25 protein-coding genes are annotated in these 19,843 nt (G+C 68.4%); 9 read left to right on the top strand and 16 right to left on the bottom strand.

The window, feature by feature from the left end:
- The first annotated feature begins 46 nt into the window (after positions 1-46).
- Positions 47-1,021 carry a zinc-binding dehydrogenase gene (locus OHB24_RS31225; RefSeq protein WP_327634445.1) on the top strand — a complete coding sequence of 325 codons (975 nt, stop codon included), beginning with the start codon at positions 47-49 and terminating at the stop codon, positions 1,019-1,021.
- A gap of 56 nt (positions 1,022-1,077) precedes the next feature.
- Here OHB24_RS31225 and OHB24_RS31220 read toward each other — a convergent pair whose 3' ends face one another.
- The 6 genes from OHB24_RS31220 to OHB24_RS31195 form a co-directional block, all read right to left on the bottom strand.
- Positions 1,078-1,344 carry a hypothetical protein gene (locus OHB24_RS31220; protein WP_327634444.1) on the bottom strand — a complete coding sequence of 89 codons (267 nt, stop codon included), beginning with the start codon at positions 1,342-1,344 and terminating at the stop codon, positions 1,078-1,080.
- A gap of 210 nt (positions 1,345-1,554) precedes the next feature.
- Positions 1,555-1,794, bottom strand: coding sequence for a hypothetical protein (locus OHB24_RS31215; protein WP_327634443.1), 240 nt, complete (start codon positions 1,792-1,794; stop codon positions 1,555-1,557).
- A 63-nt stretch (positions 1,795-1,857) separates the two neighbouring features.
- Entirely contained in the window at positions 1,858-2,193 is a 336-nt protein-coding gene (locus OHB24_RS31210; RefSeq protein WP_327634442.1) for a YnfA family protein, read from the bottom strand.
- Positions 2,190-2,600 carry a MerR family transcriptional regulator gene (locus tag OHB24_RS31205; protein ID WP_327634441.1) on the bottom strand — a complete coding sequence of 137 codons (411 nt, stop codon included), beginning with the start codon at positions 2,598-2,600 and terminating at the stop codon, positions 2,190-2,192. Before OHB24_RS31205 ends, OHB24_RS31210 begins: the two co-directional genes overlap by 4 nt.
- On the bottom strand, positions 2,597-2,896 hold the full coding sequence (locus OHB24_RS31200; protein WP_327634440.1) for a hypothetical protein: 300 nt from the start codon (positions 2,894-2,896) through the stop codon (positions 2,597-2,599). The genes OHB24_RS31205 and OHB24_RS31200 overlap by 4 nt, the downstream gene beginning before the upstream one ends.
- 38 nt (positions 2,897-2,934) lie before the next feature.
- Positions 2,935-3,483: a DUF1707 and FHA domain-containing protein gene (locus tag OHB24_RS31195; protein WP_327634439.1), complete on the bottom strand. Its 549-nt coding sequence runs from the start codon at positions 3,481-3,483 to the stop codon at positions 2,935-2,937.
- Between the two features lie 95 nt (positions 3,484-3,578).
- Between OHB24_RS31195 and OHB24_RS31190 the strand changes: the two genes are divergently transcribed.
- The 4 genes from OHB24_RS31190 (at position 3,579) to OHB24_RS31175 (ending at position 6,581) form a co-directional block, all read left to right on the top strand.
- Positions 3,579-4,655 (top strand): ATP-dependent DNA ligase, encoded by a 1,077-nt coding sequence (locus OHB24_RS31190; RefSeq protein ID WP_327634438.1) that lies wholly within the window; start codon positions 3,579-3,581, stop codon positions 4,653-4,655.
- Positions 4,655-5,413 (top strand): polyprenyl diphosphate synthase, encoded by a 759-nt coding sequence (gene uppS, locus OHB24_RS31185; RefSeq protein ID WP_327634437.1) that lies wholly within the window; start codon positions 4,655-4,657, stop codon positions 5,411-5,413. The genes OHB24_RS31190 and uppS overlap by 1 nt, the downstream gene beginning before the upstream one ends.
- 64 nt (positions 5,414-5,477) lie before the next feature.
- On the top strand, positions 5,478-5,981 hold the full coding sequence (locus OHB24_RS31180) for a hypothetical protein (RefSeq protein WP_327634436.1): 504 nt from the start codon (positions 5,478-5,480) through the stop codon (positions 5,979-5,981).
- Between the two features lie 54 nt (positions 5,982-6,035).
- Entirely contained in the window at positions 6,036-6,581 is a 546-nt protein-coding gene (locus tag OHB24_RS31175; protein ID WP_327634435.1) for a GNAT family N-acetyltransferase, read from the top strand.
- Here the strand turns inward: OHB24_RS31175 and OHB24_RS31170 are convergent.
- Entirely contained in the window at positions 6,578-6,754 is a 177-nt protein-coding gene (locus OHB24_RS31170; RefSeq protein ID WP_327634434.1) for a hypothetical protein, read from the bottom strand. The genes OHB24_RS31175 and OHB24_RS31170 overlap by 4 nt on opposite strands.
- Positions 6,754-8,640 carry an ABC transporter ATP-binding protein gene (locus tag OHB24_RS31165; RefSeq protein WP_442913929.1) on the bottom strand — a complete coding sequence of 629 codons (1,887 nt, stop codon included), beginning with the start codon at positions 8,638-8,640 and terminating at the stop codon, positions 6,754-6,756. Before OHB24_RS31165 ends, OHB24_RS31170 begins: the two co-directional genes overlap by 1 nt.
- A gap of 131 nt (positions 8,641-8,771) precedes the next feature.
- Between OHB24_RS31165 and OHB24_RS31160 the strand changes: the two genes are divergently transcribed.
- The 3 genes from OHB24_RS31160 to OHB24_RS31150 are packed head-to-tail and all read left to right on the top strand — an operon-like array spanning position 8,772 to position 9,984.
- Positions 8,772-9,212, top strand: coding sequence for an SRPBCC domain-containing protein (locus tag OHB24_RS31160; protein ID WP_327634433.1), 441 nt, complete (start codon positions 8,772-8,774; stop codon positions 9,210-9,212).
- A complete protein-coding gene (locus OHB24_RS31155) occupies positions 9,209-9,544 on the top strand; it encodes an ArsR/SmtB family transcription factor (RefSeq protein ID WP_327634432.1) in 336 nt (111 codons plus the stop codon). Before OHB24_RS31160 ends, OHB24_RS31155 begins: the two co-directional genes overlap by 4 nt.
- Positions 9,541-9,984 carry an SRPBCC family protein gene (locus OHB24_RS31150; RefSeq protein ID WP_327634431.1) on the top strand — a complete coding sequence of 148 codons (444 nt, stop codon included), beginning with the start codon at positions 9,541-9,543 and terminating at the stop codon, positions 9,982-9,984. The genes OHB24_RS31155 and OHB24_RS31150 overlap by 4 nt, the downstream gene beginning before the upstream one ends.
- Here the strand turns inward: OHB24_RS31150 and OHB24_RS31145 are convergent.
- Together OHB24_RS31145 and OHB24_RS31140 are read right to left on the bottom strand one after the other, a co-directional pair.
- On the bottom strand, positions 9,981-10,751 hold the full coding sequence (locus OHB24_RS31145) for an enoyl-CoA hydratase/isomerase family protein (RefSeq protein ID WP_327634430.1): 771 nt from the start codon (positions 10,749-10,751) through the stop codon (positions 9,981-9,983). The two genes, OHB24_RS31150 and OHB24_RS31145, sit on opposite strands and share 4 nt — an antisense overlap.
- 24 nt (positions 10,752-10,775) lie before the next feature.
- Positions 10,776-12,374 carry an ABC-F family ATP-binding cassette domain-containing protein gene (locus OHB24_RS31140; RefSeq protein ID WP_327634429.1) on the bottom strand — a complete coding sequence of 533 codons (1,599 nt, stop codon included), beginning with the start codon at positions 12,372-12,374 and terminating at the stop codon, positions 10,776-10,778.
- Positions 12,375-12,503: 129 nt separating this feature from the next.
- Here OHB24_RS31140 and ypfJ point away from each other — a divergent pair, with 129 nt between their 5' ends.
- Positions 12,504-13,406, top strand: coding sequence for a KPN_02809 family neutral zinc metallopeptidase (ypfJ, locus tag OHB24_RS31135; RefSeq protein WP_327634428.1), 903 nt, complete (start codon positions 12,504-12,506; stop codon positions 13,404-13,406).
- 59 nt (positions 13,407-13,465) lie between these two features.
- On the opposite strand, the gene OHB24_RS31130 is transcribed toward ypfJ, so the two are convergent.
- The 6 genes from OHB24_RS31130 to OHB24_RS31105 all read right to left on the bottom strand — a co-directional run bounded on the left by OHB24_RS31130 (position 13,466) and on the right by OHB24_RS31105 (position 19,838).
- Entirely contained in the window at positions 13,466-16,471 is a 3,006-nt protein-coding gene (locus OHB24_RS31130) for a hypothetical protein (protein ID WP_327634427.1), read from the bottom strand.
- A gap of 21 nt (positions 16,472-16,492) precedes the next feature.
- Positions 16,493-17,425: a hypothetical protein gene (locus OHB24_RS31125; protein ID WP_327634426.1), complete on the bottom strand. Its 933-nt coding sequence runs from the start codon at positions 17,423-17,425 to the stop codon at positions 16,493-16,495.
- Positions 17,426-17,533: 108 nt separating this feature from the next.
- Positions 17,534-18,178 carry a hypothetical protein gene (locus OHB24_RS31120; protein WP_327634425.1) on the bottom strand — a complete coding sequence of 215 codons (645 nt, stop codon included), beginning with the start codon at positions 18,176-18,178 and terminating at the stop codon, positions 17,534-17,536.
- 19 nt (positions 18,179-18,197) lie between these two features.
- Positions 18,198-18,944 carry a TadE/TadG family type IV pilus assembly protein gene (locus tag OHB24_RS31115; RefSeq protein WP_327634424.1) on the bottom strand — a complete coding sequence of 249 codons (747 nt, stop codon included), beginning with the start codon at positions 18,942-18,944 and terminating at the stop codon, positions 18,198-18,200.
- Positions 18,931-19,380, bottom strand: a complete 450-nt coding sequence (locus OHB24_RS31110) for a TadE family protein (protein ID WP_327634423.1) — start codon at positions 19,378-19,380, stop codon at positions 18,931-18,933. Before OHB24_RS31110 ends, OHB24_RS31115 begins: the two co-directional genes overlap by 14 nt.
- A gap of 8 nt (positions 19,381-19,388) precedes the next feature.
- On the bottom strand, positions 19,389-19,838 hold the full coding sequence (locus OHB24_RS31105; RefSeq protein ID WP_327634422.1) for a TadE/TadG family type IV pilus assembly protein: 450 nt from the start codon (positions 19,836-19,838) through the stop codon (positions 19,389-19,391).
- Between the last annotated feature and the right edge of the window lie 5 nt (positions 19,839-19,843).

Raw genomic sequence — 19,843 nt, 5'->3', positions numbered from 1 at the left:
GGCAGAGGTTGACCTCAATCATTGTTGAGGTCCTAGCGTGAGCCGCGTGAAAGCGATCAGATTGCATACGTTCGGTCCGGCGGAGAACCTCGTGTACGAGGAGGTTCCGGACCCCACTCCCGGCAGCGGCATGGTGCTGGTCGAGGTCGAGGCCGCGGGCGTCCACCTCGTCGACACGATGATCCGCGCAGGCACCACCGGCGGCGGGCCGATCCCGGTCCCGGACCTGCCGACGATCCCGGGGCGCGAGGTCGCGGGGCGGGTCAGTGCGATCGGACCGGACGTCGACCCGACGTGGATCGGCAAGCGGGTCGTGGTCCATCTGGGCATGGTGCCAGGCGGGTACGCCGAACGCGCGGTGGCGAAGGTCGAGTCGCTGTACGAACTTCCCGATCACGTCGACGCCGCGCAGGCAGTCGCCGCGATCGGCACCGGCCGTACGACGGCGGGCATCCTGCAGCAGGCGCATCTCACCGCGGACGACGTCGTACTGATCACGGCTGCCGCGGGCGGGATCGGCAGCTACCTGATCCAGTCGGCGCGCAACGCCGGCGCGATCGCCATCGGGCTGGCCGGCGGTCCCGCCAAGGTCGAGACGGTCCGCTCGCTCGGTGCGCAGTACGCGATCGACTACCGCGACCCCGATTGGCCCGCGCGGTTGAAGGCCGAGTTGGGCGACCGCGACATCACGCTGCTCTTCGACGGAGTGGGCGGCCCCAACGGACAGCAAGCCTTCGACCTGCTCGGCGTCGGCGGCCGCGTCCTCATGTTCGGCTGGTCGGGCGGCGGACCCATCGAGTTCACCCACGAAGACCTGATGACCCGAGGCCTGACCGCCAGCTGGGCCATCGGCGCCAAATTCGCCGGCCGCCTCCGACCCCTAGAAGCAGCCGCCCTAGAAGAAACCACCTCCGGCCGCTGGACGGCACTCACCACCACCTTCCCCCTGTCCGACGCAGCCACCGCCCACCGAGCCCTAGAACAACGCGCAACCACCGGCAAGGTCGTCCTCATCCCCTGAGGCGGCTTGGGGAGGATTTCCTGCCCGATTCGGCACAGGATCCTCCCCAACTGTGCTCAGTCGCCCTCGAGGTGCAGCTCGGTGGATCGGTTTGTCGCGCAGCGCTCGGCGAGGCGTCGTACGGCGGACAGCACCTCGCGCTCCGCGACCGTGAGGGGCCCCGCGAGTTCCTGGTCCAGCTCGGCGACGAACTGCGGCATCTCCACCGCCGTCAGCACCAGGTCGCCGTACGGATCCACCCGCCCCAACATCGGCAACGAACTCCGGGCGCACAACCGCACGAACACGTCATCCGAGTCAGGTACGACGTCAAGCTGAGTCAACCGACGACGCCTCGAACTCGTCCCCGGCTGACGCACCTCGTTCAGGACCACATCAACCCCCACCAAGCACTCCTCAATCCCAACGGGCGGCAGCGTTCAGCTGATCGTAGGTGGATCGACGACGGCGGACCATCACCGAGAACGACTCCCGTTCCCACCTGACCAACTGTGGATGCGAAGGTCAACGCTGATGCGTTGACCCTGTGTTCCTCAGTGCTCGCCGAATTCTCCGAGCTGGCTGATGAGCCGCTCGCGGGCGGCATTCAACTGATCAGAGTAGGTCGGATCGAAGATCACCGAAAGCTGGGTTTCCAGCGATCCGTTGATCTTCAGCAAGGCAGACCAGACGGCACGGTCATCGACGAGCGCCGACAAATCCTCCCGGTGGAGCACTCGGCTCATCCAGTCCGACAGAACCAGCGCCTGGTCTTCGGTCATTTCAATCTTCACGCAGAGATCTCCTCTGGTTCTGGCCGGCGCCCACGATCGCTGTTGCCTTGGGAAATCGGTCGGTCAGGTGTTGCGGGGGGCGTAGATGATGACTGCGACGCCTAGGAGGCAGATGGTGGCTCCTAGGAGGTCGTAGCGGTCGGGTTTGTAGTGGTCTATGAGGATGCCCCAGGTCAGGGAGCCGGCTACGAAGAATCCGCCGTAGGCGGCGAGGATTCGGCCGAAGTGGGGGTCGGGCTGGAAGGTGGCCACGAAGCCGTAGGCGCCTAGGGCAACTATTCCACCGGCGATCCAGAGCAGGCCGCGGTGTTCGCGCCAGCCTTGCCAGATGAGCCAGGCTCCCCCGATCTCGGCGAGTGCCGCCAGCAGGAAGAGTACGACGGACTTCAGTACGGTCACTGAGCGATCTCCGAGAAGGGCAGGGGGCAGTCGGGGTTGCCGGCGCAGGTCTCGAGGTCGTCGCAGCCGGCGGCTATGCCGGCGCGGAGGGTTTCGGCGATGACTGTCAGGTCGGCGAGTTTCGCTTCCACGTCGGCCAGTTTCTCGCGGGCGCGTGTCTGCAGCCCGGCTCCCCCGCCGCGGGCGTGCCGGTGCCTGGCGGCGTCGAGCAGCTCGGAGATCTCGGCGAGCGTGAACCCGAGTCGCTGCGCCGCCTTGATCACGCCCAGCGTCGTCACGGCCTCCGCGGGATACAGGCGGTGCCCGCCGAGAGTGCGGTCCGGCTCATCGAGCAGCCCGCGGCGTTCGTAGTACCGCAGGGTCTGCAGGTTGACCCCGGCCGCCGCCGCTACCTCGCTCGACCTCATCGCGGCAGACGTTCGGACAGACCATCGAGTACGGCGGTCTGCGTCGGCGGGACCGCGATGCGAAGGGTCGTGCCGGTCAGGGTGAAGGTGAAGAAGGAGCAGCACTCGTTCTCGCGGGCCGTGAGGTCCTCGACCGTCGTACGGGCGTCTGCGTCGAGCGTCACGTCGAGGGTCTGCGGGTCCACGCGGACGGCGCCGTGGAGGTGGGTGCTGAACAGGTCGTCGAACTCGGCCACGCGGAACGGCCGCTCCGCGGTGGGCAGGGTGCAGGCTTCCGGGGCCCAGGTTTCGTCCATGGATCGACGGTAAGCCTGTACCGACGTACCGGATGCAACTATTGCCCGCGATAGGTCAGCGTGAAGACGACCGCGCCGAAGCTCACCCGGTCGCCGGGGCGGACGCGGACCGTGGTGGTGATCCGGAGGTCGTTGACGCACGTCCCGTTCATCGAGCCCAGGTCGCGGAGCATCCAGCCATCGCCCAGGTGCCGCAGCTCGGCGTGGAAGCGCGACACGGTGACGTCCCCGAGCCGGAGCGTCGCGCCCGGGAAACGCCCGATGCGGACGGTGGCAGAACCCGGCTCCGGCAACGCGAGCGGCGCGGGAGTGGCTGAGGCCCGGTACTGCGAAGTGGTTCGGCCCGATCGTAAGAACTTGGAGCGCAGGTCGCGCAGCCAACTCGCGCGTCGAGGTTCACCACGCGGCAGGTCGCGGAGTACGTCGGCCAGTTCGCCGCGGCTCTGGGCGCGGAGGACGAAGTTCATCCGGCGGATGAAGGTGTCGTGCGACAGGCGGCCCGAGCCGGCGCCGTCGCGCAGGACAGCCAGCGCACGGTCGCGTTCGGCGTCCGAGGGACGCGCCCACTCCACTGGCACCGAGCTCATGGAGCGATTGTCCGTGGGGGGCGGTTCACTGTCCACCACGAGCTTGTGACAGTAGGTTCCTGGTGACTGTCCGCGCTGTGGGACAGAATGACGGGATGCGACTGCCTGTCATGCCGCCGGTCAAGCCGATGCTCGCCAAGCCGGTCAAGGAGATTCCCCGCGGGGCCCTGTCCTACGAACCGAAGTGGGACGGGTTCCGGTCGATCATCTTCCGCGACGGCGACGAGGTGGAGATCGGCAGCCGGAACGAGAAGCCGATGACGCGGTACTTCCCCGAGCTGGTCGAGGCGGTGAAGGCGAATCTCCCGGAGCGCTGCGCGATCGACGGCGAGATCATCGTGATCGGCGACTCCGGCGACCGGCTCGACTTCGAGGTGCTGCAGCAGCGGATCCACCCGGCCGCGAGCCGCGTGAACATGCTGTCCGAGAAGACCCCGGCCCGGTTCGTCGCGTTCGACCTGCTGGCGCTCGGTGACGACGACTACACGGAGCGCCCGTTCAGCGAACGCCGTACGGCGCTGATCGACGCGCTCGCAAGCGTGAAGGCTCCCATCCACGTCACTCCCGCGACCGCCGACCACGACGTTGCCGCGCAGTGGTTCGAGCAGTTCGAGGGCGCCGGCCTCGACGGACTGATCGCGAAGCCGCTGGACGGGACGTACCAGCCGGACAAGCGGGTGATGTTCAAGATCAAGCCGGAGCGTACGGCGGACTGCGTGGTGGCGGGCTACCGCCTGCACAAGAGCGGGCCGGACCGGATCGGCTCGCTGCTGCTCGGGCTGTACAACGAGGACGGCACGCTGGCGAGCGTCGGCGTGATCGGCGCGTTCCCGATGGAGCGTCGCAAGGAGCTCTTCGTGGAGATGCAGTCGCTCGTCACCACGTTCGACGAGCACCCGTGGGCGTGGGCGAAGCAGGAGGAAGGCGTCCGTACGCCGCGCAACGCCGAGGGCAGCCGCTGGCAGGCAGGCAAGGATCTCTCGTTCACTCCCTTGCGCCCCGAGCGGGTCGTCGAGGTCCGGTACGACCACATGGAAGGCATCCGCTTCCGGCACACCGCGCAGTTCGTCCGCTGGCGCCCGGACCGCACCCCCGAGTCCTGCACGTACGAGCAGTTGGAGGAACCGATCAAGTTCGACCTGGCCGACGTTCTCTCGAGCGCCCAACGCTGATGCTCTACAGCCTCTACACGCGCCGCCTGCGCCGCCAGCTCGTCGGCCTGCCGAAGCCGGAACACGTCGCGATCGCGATGGACGGCAACCGCCGCTGGGCCAAGGGCCGCGGGTACGACGACGTACGCATCGGTCATCGCTTCGGCGCCGAGCACCTCGAGCTCTTCCTGAACTGGTGCGCCGACGCAGGGATCCGGTGCGTGACCGCCTGGGTGGCGTCGCCGAGCAACCTGCGCAAGCGCGGCGCCGACCAGGTCGACTACCTGATGAACCTCACCGAGACCGTGCTCGCCGAGCATGTCCGGCGGGACCACCGGTGGCGGCTGCACGTCGCCGGCCAGCTGGATCTGTTGCCTGATTCAACGGCCCGCGCGCTGAAGGAGGCGGTCGAGGAAACGCGCGACCGCCCCGATGCGGGAGACCTGACGATCGCGATCGCGTACAGCGGCCGGCTCGAGGTGGTGGACGCCGTCCGCGCTGTGCTGGACGAGGCGGCCGCGAGCGGTCGATCGCTGGACGAGGTCGCGGACTCGCTGAGCGAGGAGTCGATCAGCCGGCATCTCTACGTGCCGGGGCTGCCGGACACCGACCTGGTCATCCGGACCAGCGGCGAGCTGCGGATGTCGGACTTCCTGCTGTGGCAGGCGACCGACTCGGACATCGAGTTCTGCGACCTGTACTGGCCGGCGTTCCGCGAGGTGGACCTGCTGCGAGCGCTCCGAACTTACGGACGACGGAGACTGGAACGATCCAGATGAATACTTCCCGCCCCTGAGGGGGCACTATTGGGGGATACCGACTGGTAAGCACGGAGGTGGCACGATGTACGACGTCGTACTGCTCGTCGAACAGGAACTGTCCGAGCCCGACGCGAAACGCGTCGTCGAACTCCATCAGGACATGCCCGATCCAGTCACGTACCACGTGCTGGTGCCCTGTCACAACGCGGAGGCGGGCGTCGAGGCCTCGATCAGCGCTCTCGGGACCGCGGACCTCTACGGACCGGGCCTGGCCGGTCAGCGCCAGGATCTCGCGGAAGCGCAGAAGGCGATCGACACCGAGGCCAAGGGCTGCAGCGGGCGCAGCGTCCAGCGGCTCCGCGACCTCGGCCAGACCGCCGAGGGCGGGATCTCGCACGACCGTCCGATCGACGCCCTGGTCGCGACCGTGCAGCACGTCCAGGGGCAGGAGGTCATCATCCTGACGCGGCCGCACATCGTGGCGGAGTTCTTCCACCTCGACTGGACCAACTCGGCCCGCCGGCACCTCGGCGTACCGGTGCTCCACCTACTGGAGCACGATTCACGAGAGGCCGCTTCCAACTAGTACCGCTCGCCAAAACCCGGTGCGAGCCAACCGGAGCGGCTCTACTCTCCGGGCATGGATCTTCGCGAAGAACGTCGGAGCGACCGCCAGTCCGTACGGGATGTTCACCTGCAGGCGTTCGGTGACCACGGGCCTGTGGTGGCTGACCTGGCCGACGCGCTGCGGGACACGATCACAGCTGAGGACGGCCTGTCGCTGGTTGCCGAGCACGACGGGCAGGTCGTCGGCCATGTCCTGTTCACGCGCAGTCTTCTCGATGCCGATCGCCGCTTGGTCGACGTGCAAGTCCTCAGTCCTTTGGGCGTGATGCCTGAGTTCCATGGACGCGGTATCGGCTCGGCCCTGGTCCGGCGCGGATTGGCTGTCCTCGCCGAGCGGGCTGTTCCCCTCGTCTTTCTGGAGGGCGATCCCGGCTATTACTCGCGTTTCGGCTTCGAGCCGGCCGGCGGACTGGGCTTCCGGAAGCCGTCGCTGCGTATCCCGGACGGCGCCTTCCAGGTCGTCAGGTTCTCGGCACATGAGCCATGGATGACGGGCACACTGGTCTATGCCGAACCGTTCTGGCGGCACGACTCAGTCGGCCTTCGCACTGTGGACTAATGCGGGAGTAGGGCCGCGTAGGTGATGCCGCCGACGAGGCTGGCGATCAGGAGCGACAGGGTGGTTCGGATCGCGCGCTCGCCGGTTCGGCCGTAGTGGCGGCCGTCTTCGGAGTGGTACGCGACTTTGAAGCCCGCGTACCCGGCTGCGAGGACGAGACCCAGTTTGATCATCAGACACCTGCCGCGGTACCGGACTCGTTGAACTGCGTGTGGTACAGATCAGCGTACTCGCCGCCGGCCGCGAGCAGTTGCTCGTGCGTGCCGCGCTCGACGATGTTGCCGTGGTCAACCACCAGGATCAGGTCCGCGTTCCGCACCGTCGACAGCCGGTGCGCGATCACCAGCGACGTACGGCCTTCCAGCGCGGTGTCCAGCGCCCGCTGAACGGCGACCTCGGACTCGGAGTCCAGGTGCGCGGTCGCCTCGTCCAGTACGACGATCTTCGGGGCCTTCAGCAACAACCGGGCGATGGCGAGTCGTTGCCGCTCGCCACCGGACAGCCGGTGACCGCGATCGCCGACCACGGTGTCCAGCCCGTCGGGCAACGCTGACACCAGCTCCCAGATCTGTGCGGCCCGCAGCGCGGCGACCATCTCGTCCTCGGTCGCGTCGGGCTTCGCGTAGCTGAGGTTCGCGCGGATCGTGTCGTGGAACATGTGCGCGTCCTGCGTGACGTACCCGATCGTGTCGTGCAGGGACTGCAGCGTGACGTCGCGAACATCCTGACCGCCGATGCGCACCGCTCCCCCGGTCACGTCGTACAGGCGTGCGACCAGGTTGGTGATGGTCGTCTTACCGGCTCCGGACGGGCCGACCAGGGCAACCATCTGACCGGACCGTACGACGAAGCTCACGTCCTCCAGCACCTGCGCCGAGACGCGCTTGTCCAGGACTGCGACGGACTCGAGGCTGGCCAGCGAGACCTGCTCGGCCGTCGGGTACGCGAACGCGACATGCTCGAACTCGACGCTCGCCGCGTCGGCCGGAAGGTCCGCAGCGTCGGGGGCGTCCTTGATCATCGGTTCGAGGTCGAGCACCTCGAAGACCCGCTCGAAGGAGACCAGCGCGGTCATCACGTCGACGCGGACGTTGGAGAGCGCGGTCAGCGGACCGTACAGCCGGCCGAGCAGGGCGACGAGCGCGAGCAGCGTGCCGATGGTCAACGTCTCGCGGACGGCCAGGTTGCCGCCCACGCCGTACACCAGGGCTGTGGCCAGCGCGGCCACCAGGGTCAGGGCGGTGAAGAACACGCGGCCGAGCATCGCGATCCGGATACCCAGGTCGCGGACCCGCCCGGCCCGCTCACCGAAGTCGGCGTTCTCGAGTCGTGGCTGGCCGAACAGGGTGACCAGGAGCGCGCCGCCGACGCTGAAGCGCTCGGTCATCGAGGTGGACATCTCGGCGTTGAGGTTCATCTGTTCCCGCGTCATCGCGGCCAGGCGGCGGCCGAGGACCCGCGCGGGGATCAGGAAGATCGGCAGCATCAGGATCGCGACCACGGTCAACTGCCAGCTCAGCACGAGCATCGCGCCGATGACCAGGATCAGGCTGATGACGTTCGAGACAACGCCGGACAGGGTCGAGGTGAAGGCCTGCTGGGCGCCGATCACGTCGTTGTTGAGTCGCGAGACCAGCGCACCGGTCTGGGTCCGGGTGAAGAACGCGACCGGCATCCGCTGGACATGCGCGAACACCTTGGTCCGCAGGTCGAAGATCAGCCCTTCACCGATGCGCGCCGAGAACCAGCGCTGCACGAGGCCGAGCGCCGCCTCCACGACCGCGAGCAACGCGACCACAAGGGCCAGCGCGGTCACCAGGCCGGCGTTCCCCTTGGTGATCCCGTCGTCGACGATCTTCTTGAACAGCAGCGGCGACGCGATCACCAGCACCGCCGAGACGACGACCAGCAGCAGGAACGCCGTGATGTGCCAGCGGAACGGCCTGGCGAACCGGACGATCCGCCGCAGCGTGCCCTTGGCGAGCTTCTGCTCGAGGACCGACGAGTCCTGGCGCCGCCAGCCCATCGCGCCCATTCCTGGGCGCATCATTCCCGACATCCGGTTCCCTCCCTGTGGTGAACCTTCATAACACTCGAGGTCACTCCGCGCTTCCCGCAACTTTTGGTTGCACATCAGCGCGACCTGGTCTAAAGTCACATGCAACCAAAGGTTGCGAAAGGATGGAAGCAATGACCAGGAGCATCGAGCGGGAGATCCGGGTGGAGGCTAGCCCAGAGGTGGTCTACGAGGTGATCAGCTCGCCGGAGCACCTGCGCGAGTGGTGGCCGGACGAAGCCGAGCTCGACGCCGTCCCTGGCGCGACCGGGACTGTCGGCTTCCGGCAGGCGGAGGGGACGAAGGTCGTGCCGCTCACCGTGGTCGAGGCCGAGCCGCCGCGGCGGTTCGCGTTCCGCTGGGACTACGAGGGCGAGGAGGCCACGCCGGAGAACTCGCTGCTCGTGACGTTCGAACTGGTTCCGGTCGACGGCGGCACGCTGCTGCGGTTCGCCGAGACCGGGTACGACGAAGCGGCCAAGTCCGACGCGGTGCTCGCGGACCACACCAGCGGCTGGAACTACTTCCTCCCCCGCCTCGCGCCGTACGTCGAGAAGTTGGCGCAACGGCCGTGATCGACGACGAGCTCTGGTCGGCGATCGGCGACCCCACCCGGCGGCGGATGCTCGACCTGCTGCTCGCGGGCGGCGGCGGTACGGCGACCAGTCTCAGCGACCAACTGCCCGTCACACGGCAGGCGGTCGCGAAGCATCTCGGCGTACTCGATCGGGCCGGGCTCGTGCACTCCACGCCGTCCGGACGTGAACGCCGCTACACCGTGGACGAGGAACGGCTCACCCACGCGATCAACCAGCTGACCGACGTCACCAACGCCTGGGACCGGCGGCTGCAACGCATCAAGCGCATCGCCGAGGCGATCGAACAAGCCGAGAGGAAACTCCAATGAGCGACATCCTGCACCGCGTTGGCATCATCGCGTCCCCGAAGGACGTCTTCGCAGCACTCACCACGATCGACGGTCTGGCCGGCTGGTGGACCGAGGACACGGTCGGCGACCCCGACGGCGTCATCGAGTTCCGCTTCGCCACGGCGGGTGGCGACGGCTTCGACATGAAGGTCGTCGAGACCAAGCCCGGCGAGCTGGTCCACTGGGAGGTCGTCGGCGGTCCGGACGAGTGGATCGGCACGCACGTCACCTTCGAGCTGTCCCAGACCGACGAGTACACGATCATCCTGTTCAAGCAGGCAGGATGGCGCGAGCCGGTCGAGTTCATGTACCACTGCAGCACCAAGTGGGCCACGTTCCTGATGAGCCTCAAGCAGTACGTCGAGACCGGCAAGGGCGAGCCCGCGCCACATGACGTACTGGTCAGCAACTGGCACTAACCAAGCGCGGCCAGGAGCTCCTTCAGACGGCGTTCCTGGGCCTCACGCTCGGCCTTGAGCTGGTCGTCGTACGAGCGGTCCGCGGCACCGAGGAGCAACGCCTTGGTCTCGCGGATCGCACCGGGCAACGGGCCGAGCAGCGCGTCGGACAGGTCCTTCACCGTCGCCTCCAGCTCGTCCGCCGGTACGACGATGTTCGCGAGGCCGAGCTCCTTCGCCTCCGCGGCCTCGACCCAGCGGGTCGTCGCGCAGATCTCCAGCGCCCGCGAATACCCGACCAGCTCGACGAGCGGCTTCGTACCACCGAGGTCCGGGACCAGCCCGAGCGACGGCTCGCGCATGCTGAAGCGGGCGTCGGGCGTGACGACCCGGAGGTCGCAGGCCAAGGCGAGCTGGAACCCGGCGCCGACCGCGTGGCCCTGCACCGCGGCGATGCTGACGATCTCGGGCCGCCGCAACCAGGAGAACCCGGACTGGAACTTCGCGATCAGCTCCAGGACCTCGTCGGTCGGTTTGCTGCCGAGGGTGAGCAGCGGCTCCTGCCCCAGGTCGTTCTCCCCCATGATCAGCCGGCGGTCCAGGCCGGCCGAGAACGACGGACCCTCCCCCGACACGACCACCACGCGGACGTCGGACGGCAGCGCCGTACCGAAGTCGGCCAGCGCGCTCCACATCGCGGGCGTCTGCGCGTTGCGCACCTCCGGACGGTCGAGCACCACACGCGCGACCGGTCCGTCCACCGTCAACCGCAGTCCGAGATCCGTCATGGCCCGGATATTACTCGGAAGTAATCAGGCTAGCGAGATCAGGTCGGCGTACTCGTTGGTCCAGAGGTCTTCGACGCCGTCCGGAAGCAGCACGACCCGCTCCGGTTCGAGGGCCTCGACGGCGCCCTCGTCGTGGGTGACCAGGACGATCGCGCCGGTGTACGAGCGGATCGCGTTCAGCACCTCGGCGCGGGACGCCGGGTCCAGGTTGTTGGTCGGCTCGTCGAGGAGCAGGACGTTCGCCGCCGACACGACCAGCGTGGCCAGCGCGAGGCGGGTCTTCTCGCCGCCGGACAGCACCTTGGCGGGCTTGTCCGCGTCGTCGCCGGTGAACAGGAACGAGCCGAGCACGCTGCGCGCCTGGGTCTCGTTGAGGTCCGGGGCGGCGGTCTTCATGTTCTCCAGGACCGTCCGGTTCACGTCCAGGGTCTCGTGCTCCTGGGCGTAGTACCCGAGCTTGAGGCCGTGCCCGTCGACCACCTCGCCGGTGTCCGCCTTCTCGATCCCGCCGAGGATCCGCAGCAGCGTGGTCTTGCCGGCGCCGTTCAGCCCGAGGACGACGACCCGCGAGCCCTTGTCGATCGCCAGGTCGACATCGGTGAAGATCTCCAGCGAGCCGTACGACTTCGACAGCTCCCGCGCCATCAGCGGCGTCTTGCCGCACGACGCGGGGGTCGGGAACGAGATCTTCGCGACGCGATCCTGCTTGCGCTCGTCCTCGAGCGAGGACATCAGCCGCTCGGCCCGCCGCAGCATCTGCTGGGCCGCGGCCGCCTTGGTCGCCTTGGCGCGCATCTTGTTCGCCTGGTCGACCAGCTGGGTCGCCTTCTTCTCCGCGTTCGACCGCTCGCGCTTGCGACGGCGCTCGTCGGTCTCCCGCTGGAGCAGGTACGCCTTCCAGCCGACGTTGTAGACGTCGATCTCGGCCCGGTTCGCGTCGAGGTGGAAGACCCGGGTGACGGTGTCCTGCAGCAGGTTCACGTCGTGGCTGATCATGATCACGCCACCGGCGTACGACTTCAGGAAGTCGCGCAGCCAGATGATCGAGTCGGCGTCCAGGTGGTTGGTCGGCTCGTCGAGCAGCAGCGTCTCGGCCTGCGCGAACAGGATCCGGGCCAGCTCGACACGGCGGCGCTGACCACCGGACAGGGTCGACAGCGGCTGGCCGAGGACGCGGTCCGGGAGGCCGAGGTTGGCGGCGATCCGGGCTGCCTCGGACTCGGCGGCGTACCCACCGGCGGCGTGCAGCTCCGCCTCGGCCCGCTCGTACCGCCGCATGGCCTTGGCGCGGGTCTTCTCGTCCGCGCTGGCCATCGACTTCTCGGCGGAGCGCAACCGCCGTACGACGTCGTCCAGGCCGCGCGCGGACAGGATCCGGTCCCGGGCCAGTACTTCGAGGTCGCCGGTGCGCGGGTCCTGCGGCAGGTAGCCGATCTCGCCCGAGGACGTCACGGAACCGCTGGCCGGCAGCCCCTCACCGGCGAGGATCTTGGTCAGCGTCGTCTTGCCGGCGCCGTTGCGGCCGACCAGCCCGACCTTGTCGCCGGGGCCGACCCGGAACGAGGCGGGGGCGAGCAGCTGACGGGCACCGACGCGCACCTCGAGATTGGAAACGGTGATCATCGGAGGTCGCAGGCGTCCTTACGCTGGGATACGGGGCTGAGCTCTGGGCGGCGTGGCGGTTTCTTCGCGGCGTCATGGCAGGGTCGCGGCACGCCGAAATCCCCCGCTCTCAGGTCTAGTGTAGGTGGCGTGAAATTCAACCCGGATGCGGATCTCGACACCAGCGGTGTCGAAGACACCCGCGGTAGTGGTGGCGGCGGCCGCAGCGGCCTCCCCGGCGGGATGATCCCGGTCGGCGGCGGCATCGGCGGCATCATCCTGCTCGTCGTGATCCTGCTCCTGACCGGCGGCCTGCCAGGCGGAGGTGGCAGCGACGAACCGGTCACGCAGAACACGGCAGCGGGCAACCTGAGCTCCTGCAAGAAGGGCACCGACCTGCAGTCGAACTCGGACTGCCGGTTCGTGTTCTACCAGAACTCGATCGAGAGCTTCTGGGCCGCGGAGCTCCCCCGGCGCGGCAAGAAGTACACCCGCGCACCGATGCGGGTCTTCGAAGGCTCGGTGAACACCGGCTGCGGCCCGGCGACCAGCGCCGTCGGCCCGTTCTACTGCCCGCCGGACAAGCGGGTGTACCTGGACATCGGGTTCTTCGAGACGCTCGAGAAGGACCTGGGCGCCCGCGGCGGCGAGTTCGCCGAGGCGTACGTCGTGGCGCACGAGTACGGCCACCACATCCAGAACCTGTACGGCATCCTCGACCGGATCAAGACCCGCAGCGGCCCCGCGTCGGACTCGGTCCGCTCCGAACTCCAGGCCGACTGCCTCGCCGGGATCTGGACCAACCACGCGACCACCGTCCCGAACTCGAGCGGCCAGCCGCTGATCACCGAACTCAGCGAGGACGACATCGCCCGCGGCCTCGACGCCGCCGCCTCGGTCGGCGACGACCGCATCCAGTCGAAGACCCAGGGCCAGGTCACCCCGGAAAGCTTCAGCCACGGCACCGCCGAACAACGCATGAAATGGTTCCAAGCCGGCATGGACTCCGGCGACATGACCACCTGCGACACCTGGTCAGCCAAGTCCCTCTGACAAAGACGAACCGCCCCGTACGCCGGAAGCGTGCGGGGCGGTTCGTTGTGCTGCAGAGGTCAGGCGACCTGGGCGGGGCGGTGGTAGCCGGGGAGGAGTTCGTCGACGAGGGCGTCGGTCTCCGCCTCGGGGCCGCGGGGGCCGCCGTGTTTGGTGAGGGCGGCGTACATCTGGGCGGCCACGTTGGTGACGTCCGCGGTGCTGCCGAAGTGGGCAGCCAGGCGGAGCGTGGCGCGCCACAGTTCCTCCGAGGCCGGCGAGAAGCTGAGACCGGTCTGGAGGGCCGTGCGGGCCAGGTTGCCGTCGTTGTGGCTGAGGGACGACTCGGCGAGCCGCAGCGCGGCGTCGACGACGGCCTCCACCATCCGGCGCTCGATCCCGGACGCGGCGAGCCACGAGTAGCGGCCGCCGGGCAGGTTCGACCAGGCCGGTCCGTGCACCAGGCTGAGCGCTGTCGACAGCGGGCCGCGCGGGTCGTCGATCATCGTCGCCTGCTTCGCGAGCGTGCGGAAGACGTCCCAGTCGACCCGGACGACGCTGCGGTTCAGCATCCAGCGGCCCGACTCGTCGGCGTACATGGCGTCCACGCCGACCCAGCGCCGGGTGTGCTCCAGCGCCGAGTCGCGCAGCTCCTCGCTGATGCCACGCGGCCAGATCGCCCCGGCGAGCACGTTGGGGTGTACGCCGTAGTCCTGGCTGGCCAGGAACGCGATGATCTCCGTCGACAGCGCGACCCGGCCGTCGTCGATGACCCCGCGGGCGTCCACCTCGACCGGACCGAGCAGGTCCACCTCGACCGGCGCCGGCCGGCTCAGGTCGGTGGTGGAGAACTCGTACGCCGGCATGTCCTGCTCGGACCGGCGCTTGTCGCGGGCGTCCGTCTCGGCCGCGTCGAACAGCGCGACCAGGTCGGCGAACTGCTCCGGGTTGACGCTGTGCGCGTCGACCTCGAGGCCGAGCAGCCGGCAGACGGCCTGGTTCTTCTCGTCCACGACGAACCGCCACGGCGAGTTCATCACGTCGCCGACCACGACCACCGAGATGCTGCGCTTGGTGTCCGCGGCCAGCCGGTTCAGCTGGTCCTGCTCCTCCGGCGACGGCGGCGCGGACACGAAGATGATCTCCGAGCCCCACAGCGCCGCGTCCGGATGCGTCATCCGGGCCTCCGCAACGGAACCGACGTTCCGCCGCTGGCAGGCCTGCACCTGCGCCTCGGTACGGCGGACGACCTCGGCGATCGCGTCGTCGAGGCGGATCCAGTAGCTCAGCCGTCCCGGCGCGAGCGACGACAGGTCGTCGCCGAAACCGACCATGCTGATGTGCGCGCCCTCGGACCACAGGTTCGTCGCCAGCTCGACCGCGAGCGAACCGACCACGTCGCGGGACGCGTTGTTCACGCCGCCGAACGCGACGATCCCGTTCGCGGTGTCGAGGTCGATCAGCACCGTCGCGCCGTCCGCGTTCTGGCCGACCGTCACCAGCGTCGGGTACGGCGCCGGTGCGTTGACCTCACCGCTCGGGCCGTAACCGCGGCGCAGCGTCCACCGGGTGCCCTCGGCAATCGCCTGCCACGGACCGGGCGGCTCGCCCTGCGCGCCGTACGGATCGAGCACGAGCGTGAGCGCCCGGTCGGTCACCAGTGCGGCGACCACATTCGGCATCGGCCGGTTCAGCTGCGTCATGTCGGCGCCGAGCTTGCGCAGCGAGTTGTCCACGAACTGCGCGGTCGGAACGTCCGACGCGAGCCGCAGGCCGATCTCCGTCTGCCGGTGACCGGCAGCCTTCGGGCCGGGACCTTGCGCCCAGCCGCGGCGCCGCTTCAGCGCCAGCGCCAGACCGGCCGCGAGCAGCGTCGCCCCGAAGCCGAAGATACCCGCCTCCTGCAGGCCGATGCCGTCGTTGGTCGCGACCGGAGTCACCTCGGGCACCTGGGTACCGCCGCCGGCCGGCTCGCCGTGCTCGGGCTGCCCGGTCCCCGGCTCGTGCGGCTCGACGGTGACGTTCGGCTGCCCCGGCTTGACGTTCTTCGCACCCGGGTCGCTCTTCGCACTGCCGATGCCGACCGACGAAGGCTTCTCGATGCCCTGCTCCGAGTAGCGGCCTGGGCCGACCGGCTTCTGCTCGGGCGTCGTCCGGGTCTCGGTCTTGTTCTCGACCGTCGTCTTCGGCTTGGCCGGGGTCGTCTTCGTGTTGACAGTCTTGGTGGTCGGCTTGACGGTCGTGGGGTCGCCGATGCTCACGCGGACCGTGTGCACACCCGGGCCCTTGGCGTCGGCCGGCAGCCGCACCTGCCAGCCCGGCAGGATCAGGTCCGGGTTGGTCAGCCGGCGGCCGTCGGGCTGCAGCTTGTTCTTGTTGAGGTCGTAGATCTCCTTGTACCGGCGACCGTCACCGAGATACCGCTCCGCAATGTCCCACAGGCAGTCGTAGTTCCGGGCCGACGGCGGACGGACCTCGGTGTACTTGACGACCTGACCCTTGTGGTCGTTGTTCGTCCGTACGCCGACGCTCGTCTTCCCGTGGCTGCCGCTGAGCACCGTGCTGGCTGCCTCGGTCTGGCGGTACTCCGACGTCGAGGACTGCTCGTTGCCGTGCCGCACGCTGACCGACGTCGGAGCGGCCGGGCCGCTCGTGGTGACCGCGCTCGCGACCGGCAGGCTGACACCGGCGCCCGCGGCGATCAGCACGACGGTGCCGATCAGCCGGCGGGCCAGGACCTGGGAGCCGCCGCCGAGCGGGACGCGTGGCGAAAGACCGTGACCGCGGATCTCCGCGGCCGCCTCCGCGATCAGGCAGACGACGAAGTGCAGCCAGGCGACCCAGATGAAGAACGCGATGATGCCGAGCACCGTCTCGATGCTCAGCTCGCTGAACAGCATGCTCTTGCTGGGCATCTTGTCCGGCCACGGCGTACCGAAGAACCGCAGCAGCACGTACGGCACGCCGCCGACGATCGCCAGGATCGCGAGCAGCGCGACGAAGCCCTTCAGCCGGTCCGCACCCGGACTCCCCTGACGCCGCTGCGGCAACCGCGCCGCCTGCGTAGGCTCATTCGTCCTTACCATCGCTCCTCCATACCCCCACCATCAGCCACCGATTGCCTGAGCTTCCTGCACAGGCAGGCGCTGCACGGCAGTCACCGTCGCCTTACCGATCGAATGCCAGCCGCCAGAATCCCGACCGATCCAGTACGAGACCTCCCAGGTGATGGTCAGCTTCACCGTGTACATGCTGTCCGGCTGACTCGCACTGGACCTCAGGTACTTGTGCTTGCAGGTGTTCATCTGGTGGAAGGGATCCTGGGTCTCGTCGTACCCATCCGGGTCGTCGGCCGGAGTGGTTCCCATCAAGCACGTGAACGGCCTGGTGCCGTCACCGGGATCGACCTTCATCTCGACGACCATGCCCCGCATGGTCAGGTTGTGCTGCGGATCGTAGTAGCCGCTCAATTCACCTGTGTTCTTGTACTGCTCGGAGCTCTCCTTCGTCAGAGAGAAGAACGCCGGCACGTTCACCCGAGGCGTGAAGGTCGGCTTGACCACCAGCGCCGGAGTGGGATAGGTGCTCTTGAACTTCATCCAGAACTGGTCCATGTAGTCCGGTTCCGGGCACTGCGCCTCTTCCTCGGCGTTCACCGGCACGTAGGCGCGCTCGAGATGCGCCTTGTTGCCACCGTTGTAGGTGTTCAGGTCGTAGTCGGTGATAGTGACCCGGAGCACCCACTTCTTTCCCTCCGGCGCCTGCGGAAGGTGGATCCCGTCTGGGATCGGGAAGTTGCGGCACGGCACGAACGGCCTGCCGTTCAACCGCTCTCGCCAGGTCGGCGGCGGAGTGCCGTCACCCAGGTAGGCATTACCCGAGGTGCAGTACGCGCCGAAGCCTGTCGAGTTCACGTACATGCTGCAGACCGTGTTGCCGGTCTGGATCGTGTCTGCCGCGGCCGTGGTGGCGGGGACGCACATGAGCAGTGCGAGTACAGCGCTCAGGGTGAGCAGTGTGCGGCCTACCCGGTTGTGCATCCTCACTCCCCAGACTCGTCTTCCGGCAGATTATCTTCGACCAGGGGCATCATGCCCGGTACCCAGTACCCCGTCACCTCTTCGCAACCTCAAAATCCCTGTTCCGGACTAGGCCGGATAGCGTACCGATGCGCAGTTCACGCCCTTGCTGGTCGCCAGGCGGTACGGCATCCAGCCGATCCCGGTCTTGATCATCTCGATGACCTCGGGCGACCCCTTCGGCGTCACCACGGCCCAGTTCCGCGCCTTTGGATTCCAGTACTGCGTGGTCTGCGAGCGGCAGGTCCGCACCGCCACCGTGCCGTCCGGCGTGGAACTCGCGCCGACGACGACCACGCTGCCCGGCGGCTTCATGATCCAGCCGTTGCGCTTGGCATCCTGGATGCCCTGTGACACGTCCGAGTAGAAGAAGGACGGGAAGCGCTTCTTCAGGATTGTGTCGTCCTTGGACACGAGGGCCTGGAAGTAGAGGGGGTAGCTGGTCACGAGGCCTTGGACGGCGGGGTTGGACGCGAAGTTCCCTGGCTGGACGATGACTTGTTTCGCGGTCGGTGCGGTGGGTTTCGCGGTGGTGGCCGGCGCGGTGGTCGTGGCCGGTGCGGACGACGGCGCGGTGGACGGCGTGCTTGACGTCGTCGTACCGGACTCGCCGCCGACCGGGACCGGGCGGCCGCCGTCGTTGGTGTCCTTGCTGCAGGCACTCAACAGCAGGACACCGACGACCGCAAAGGCCGGGAGGGCAAACCTACGCACGGACAGAATCCTCCGGGTTCTAGCGCCCGCTCGGCGGCGAGCTGCTCGTGGGGCCTGACGGTTCGCCGGTCGGCGGGGTCTCGGACGGGGTCGGCGTCGGTGTCACGTTCGGCGAGCAGGAGGCCGGGAACGGGAACGGCGACAGCGTCCAGATCGGGGTCGGCGAGCCGACGGTCCAGGTCGGGCACGGCAGGTCGATCGTCGGCGGCCGCGGGGTGTCGATCGTCCCTCCGGGGCCGTCGGTCGTCGGGTTCACCTCGATCGGCGGGATGGTCGGGCTGTCGTCCGCCTTGTCGACGCCCTGTTCGGCGTGCGCCTGACCGGTGCCGCTGGCCTTCAGCGACTGCTTGCCGATCAGGCCGAGGAACGTCGTCTTGTTGGCGATGTCGACCTTGATGTCGACCTCTTTGTCGGTCAGCGTGGTCGGACCGCAGGCCGTGACCGCCGGGTCGTTCGCTCGCACCTGGCCGCAGAACTCAGTGATCGCGGTCGCCGCCTTGGCAGTGTCGATCTTGGCCTCGGCGACGTTCAACTGGATGGCCGCGGCGCCGACGCGCGCGGCCTCCTGCGCGTAGCCGACCGCACGGGAGCGGGCTCCCAGTTGCCGGCCGCCGTCGATCACCAGGCCGGCCAGGGTGAAGATCATCACCGCGAGGATCGCGACCGCGGGGCTCAGCGCGCCGCGGCCGAACCGCCGATGGTTGCGTCGCGCATCGATCCGGAAGAACTCGACGAGCCGCGATCGAGAGCGTTCAGGAGCCGTCACCGCGCACCCCCCGGTACGGATCGAGCGAGGACGTGAACCGCTTGGTGATCGTGGTGTCGCCGCCCAGGCCGAGGAATCCGAGGTCGCGGTAGTTGATCGTGCAGCTGACCTCGACCGACAACGGCGAACCGGCCACGAATCCGGTGGTGATCGAGCCCGCCGCGGACTCCTTGCACGAGGCCACCGCCTGGCTCATCGCCGAGTTGACGGCCTCGTCGACGCGCGCCTGCGCGTCCGGCAGCGACCGCGCCTGACTGGCGCCCCGGGCACCGTCGCGGGCCGCGCCCTCCAGCAACGACGAGGTCTGGAAGTACCGGCCGCAGGCCAGCAGGAACATGAACAGCGCCAGCAGCACCGGCGCGAGGATCACCATCTCGAGCGCCATCGTGCCGCGCTCGCGGTTACGCCGCCCGCGAGACCTCGGTCTGCGTGTCATCTGCTCGCTCACTTGTCGGCTTCGAACTGTTCGATGCGGCCGGTGGCGGTCCGGGACACCTTCAGCTCCAGGCCGGGCACCAGCGACACGGTCTTGCCGGTCACCGTGAACGAAACCACGCCTTCAGGGTCGTTGTACGCCGGGAACGGGACGGTGGCGTTCGTCAGCGTCGTACCGCCGAGCTGCTGGGCGTACGACTCGACGTCGGCCCGCACCTTCTCCCCCACCGCCGGGGTGTAGACCAAGGGCTGCACCAGCCGCAGCTTGGACACGCCCTCCTGCGCCGCGTTCAGCGCGACGGAACGCCCGTACAGCCACAGAGCGGTCTGGATGGACACGAAGATCAGCGCGATGATCGCCGGCGCCAGGATGGACAGCTCGAGTGTGCTGACCCCCCGCTCCGACCGTCTGCGCCGAACTCCCTTCCGCCCAAGTCGACTCAGCCTCCCCAGCCGCATGGTTC

It is taken from the genome of Kribbella sp. NBC_00482 (genome assembly GCF_036013725.1).
GTDB lineage: Bacteria > Actinomycetota > Actinomycetes > Propionibacteriales > Kribbellaceae > Kribbella.
Note: the sequence above shows the minus strand (reverse complement) of the source record. Positions and strands in the feature narration are given on the sequence as shown.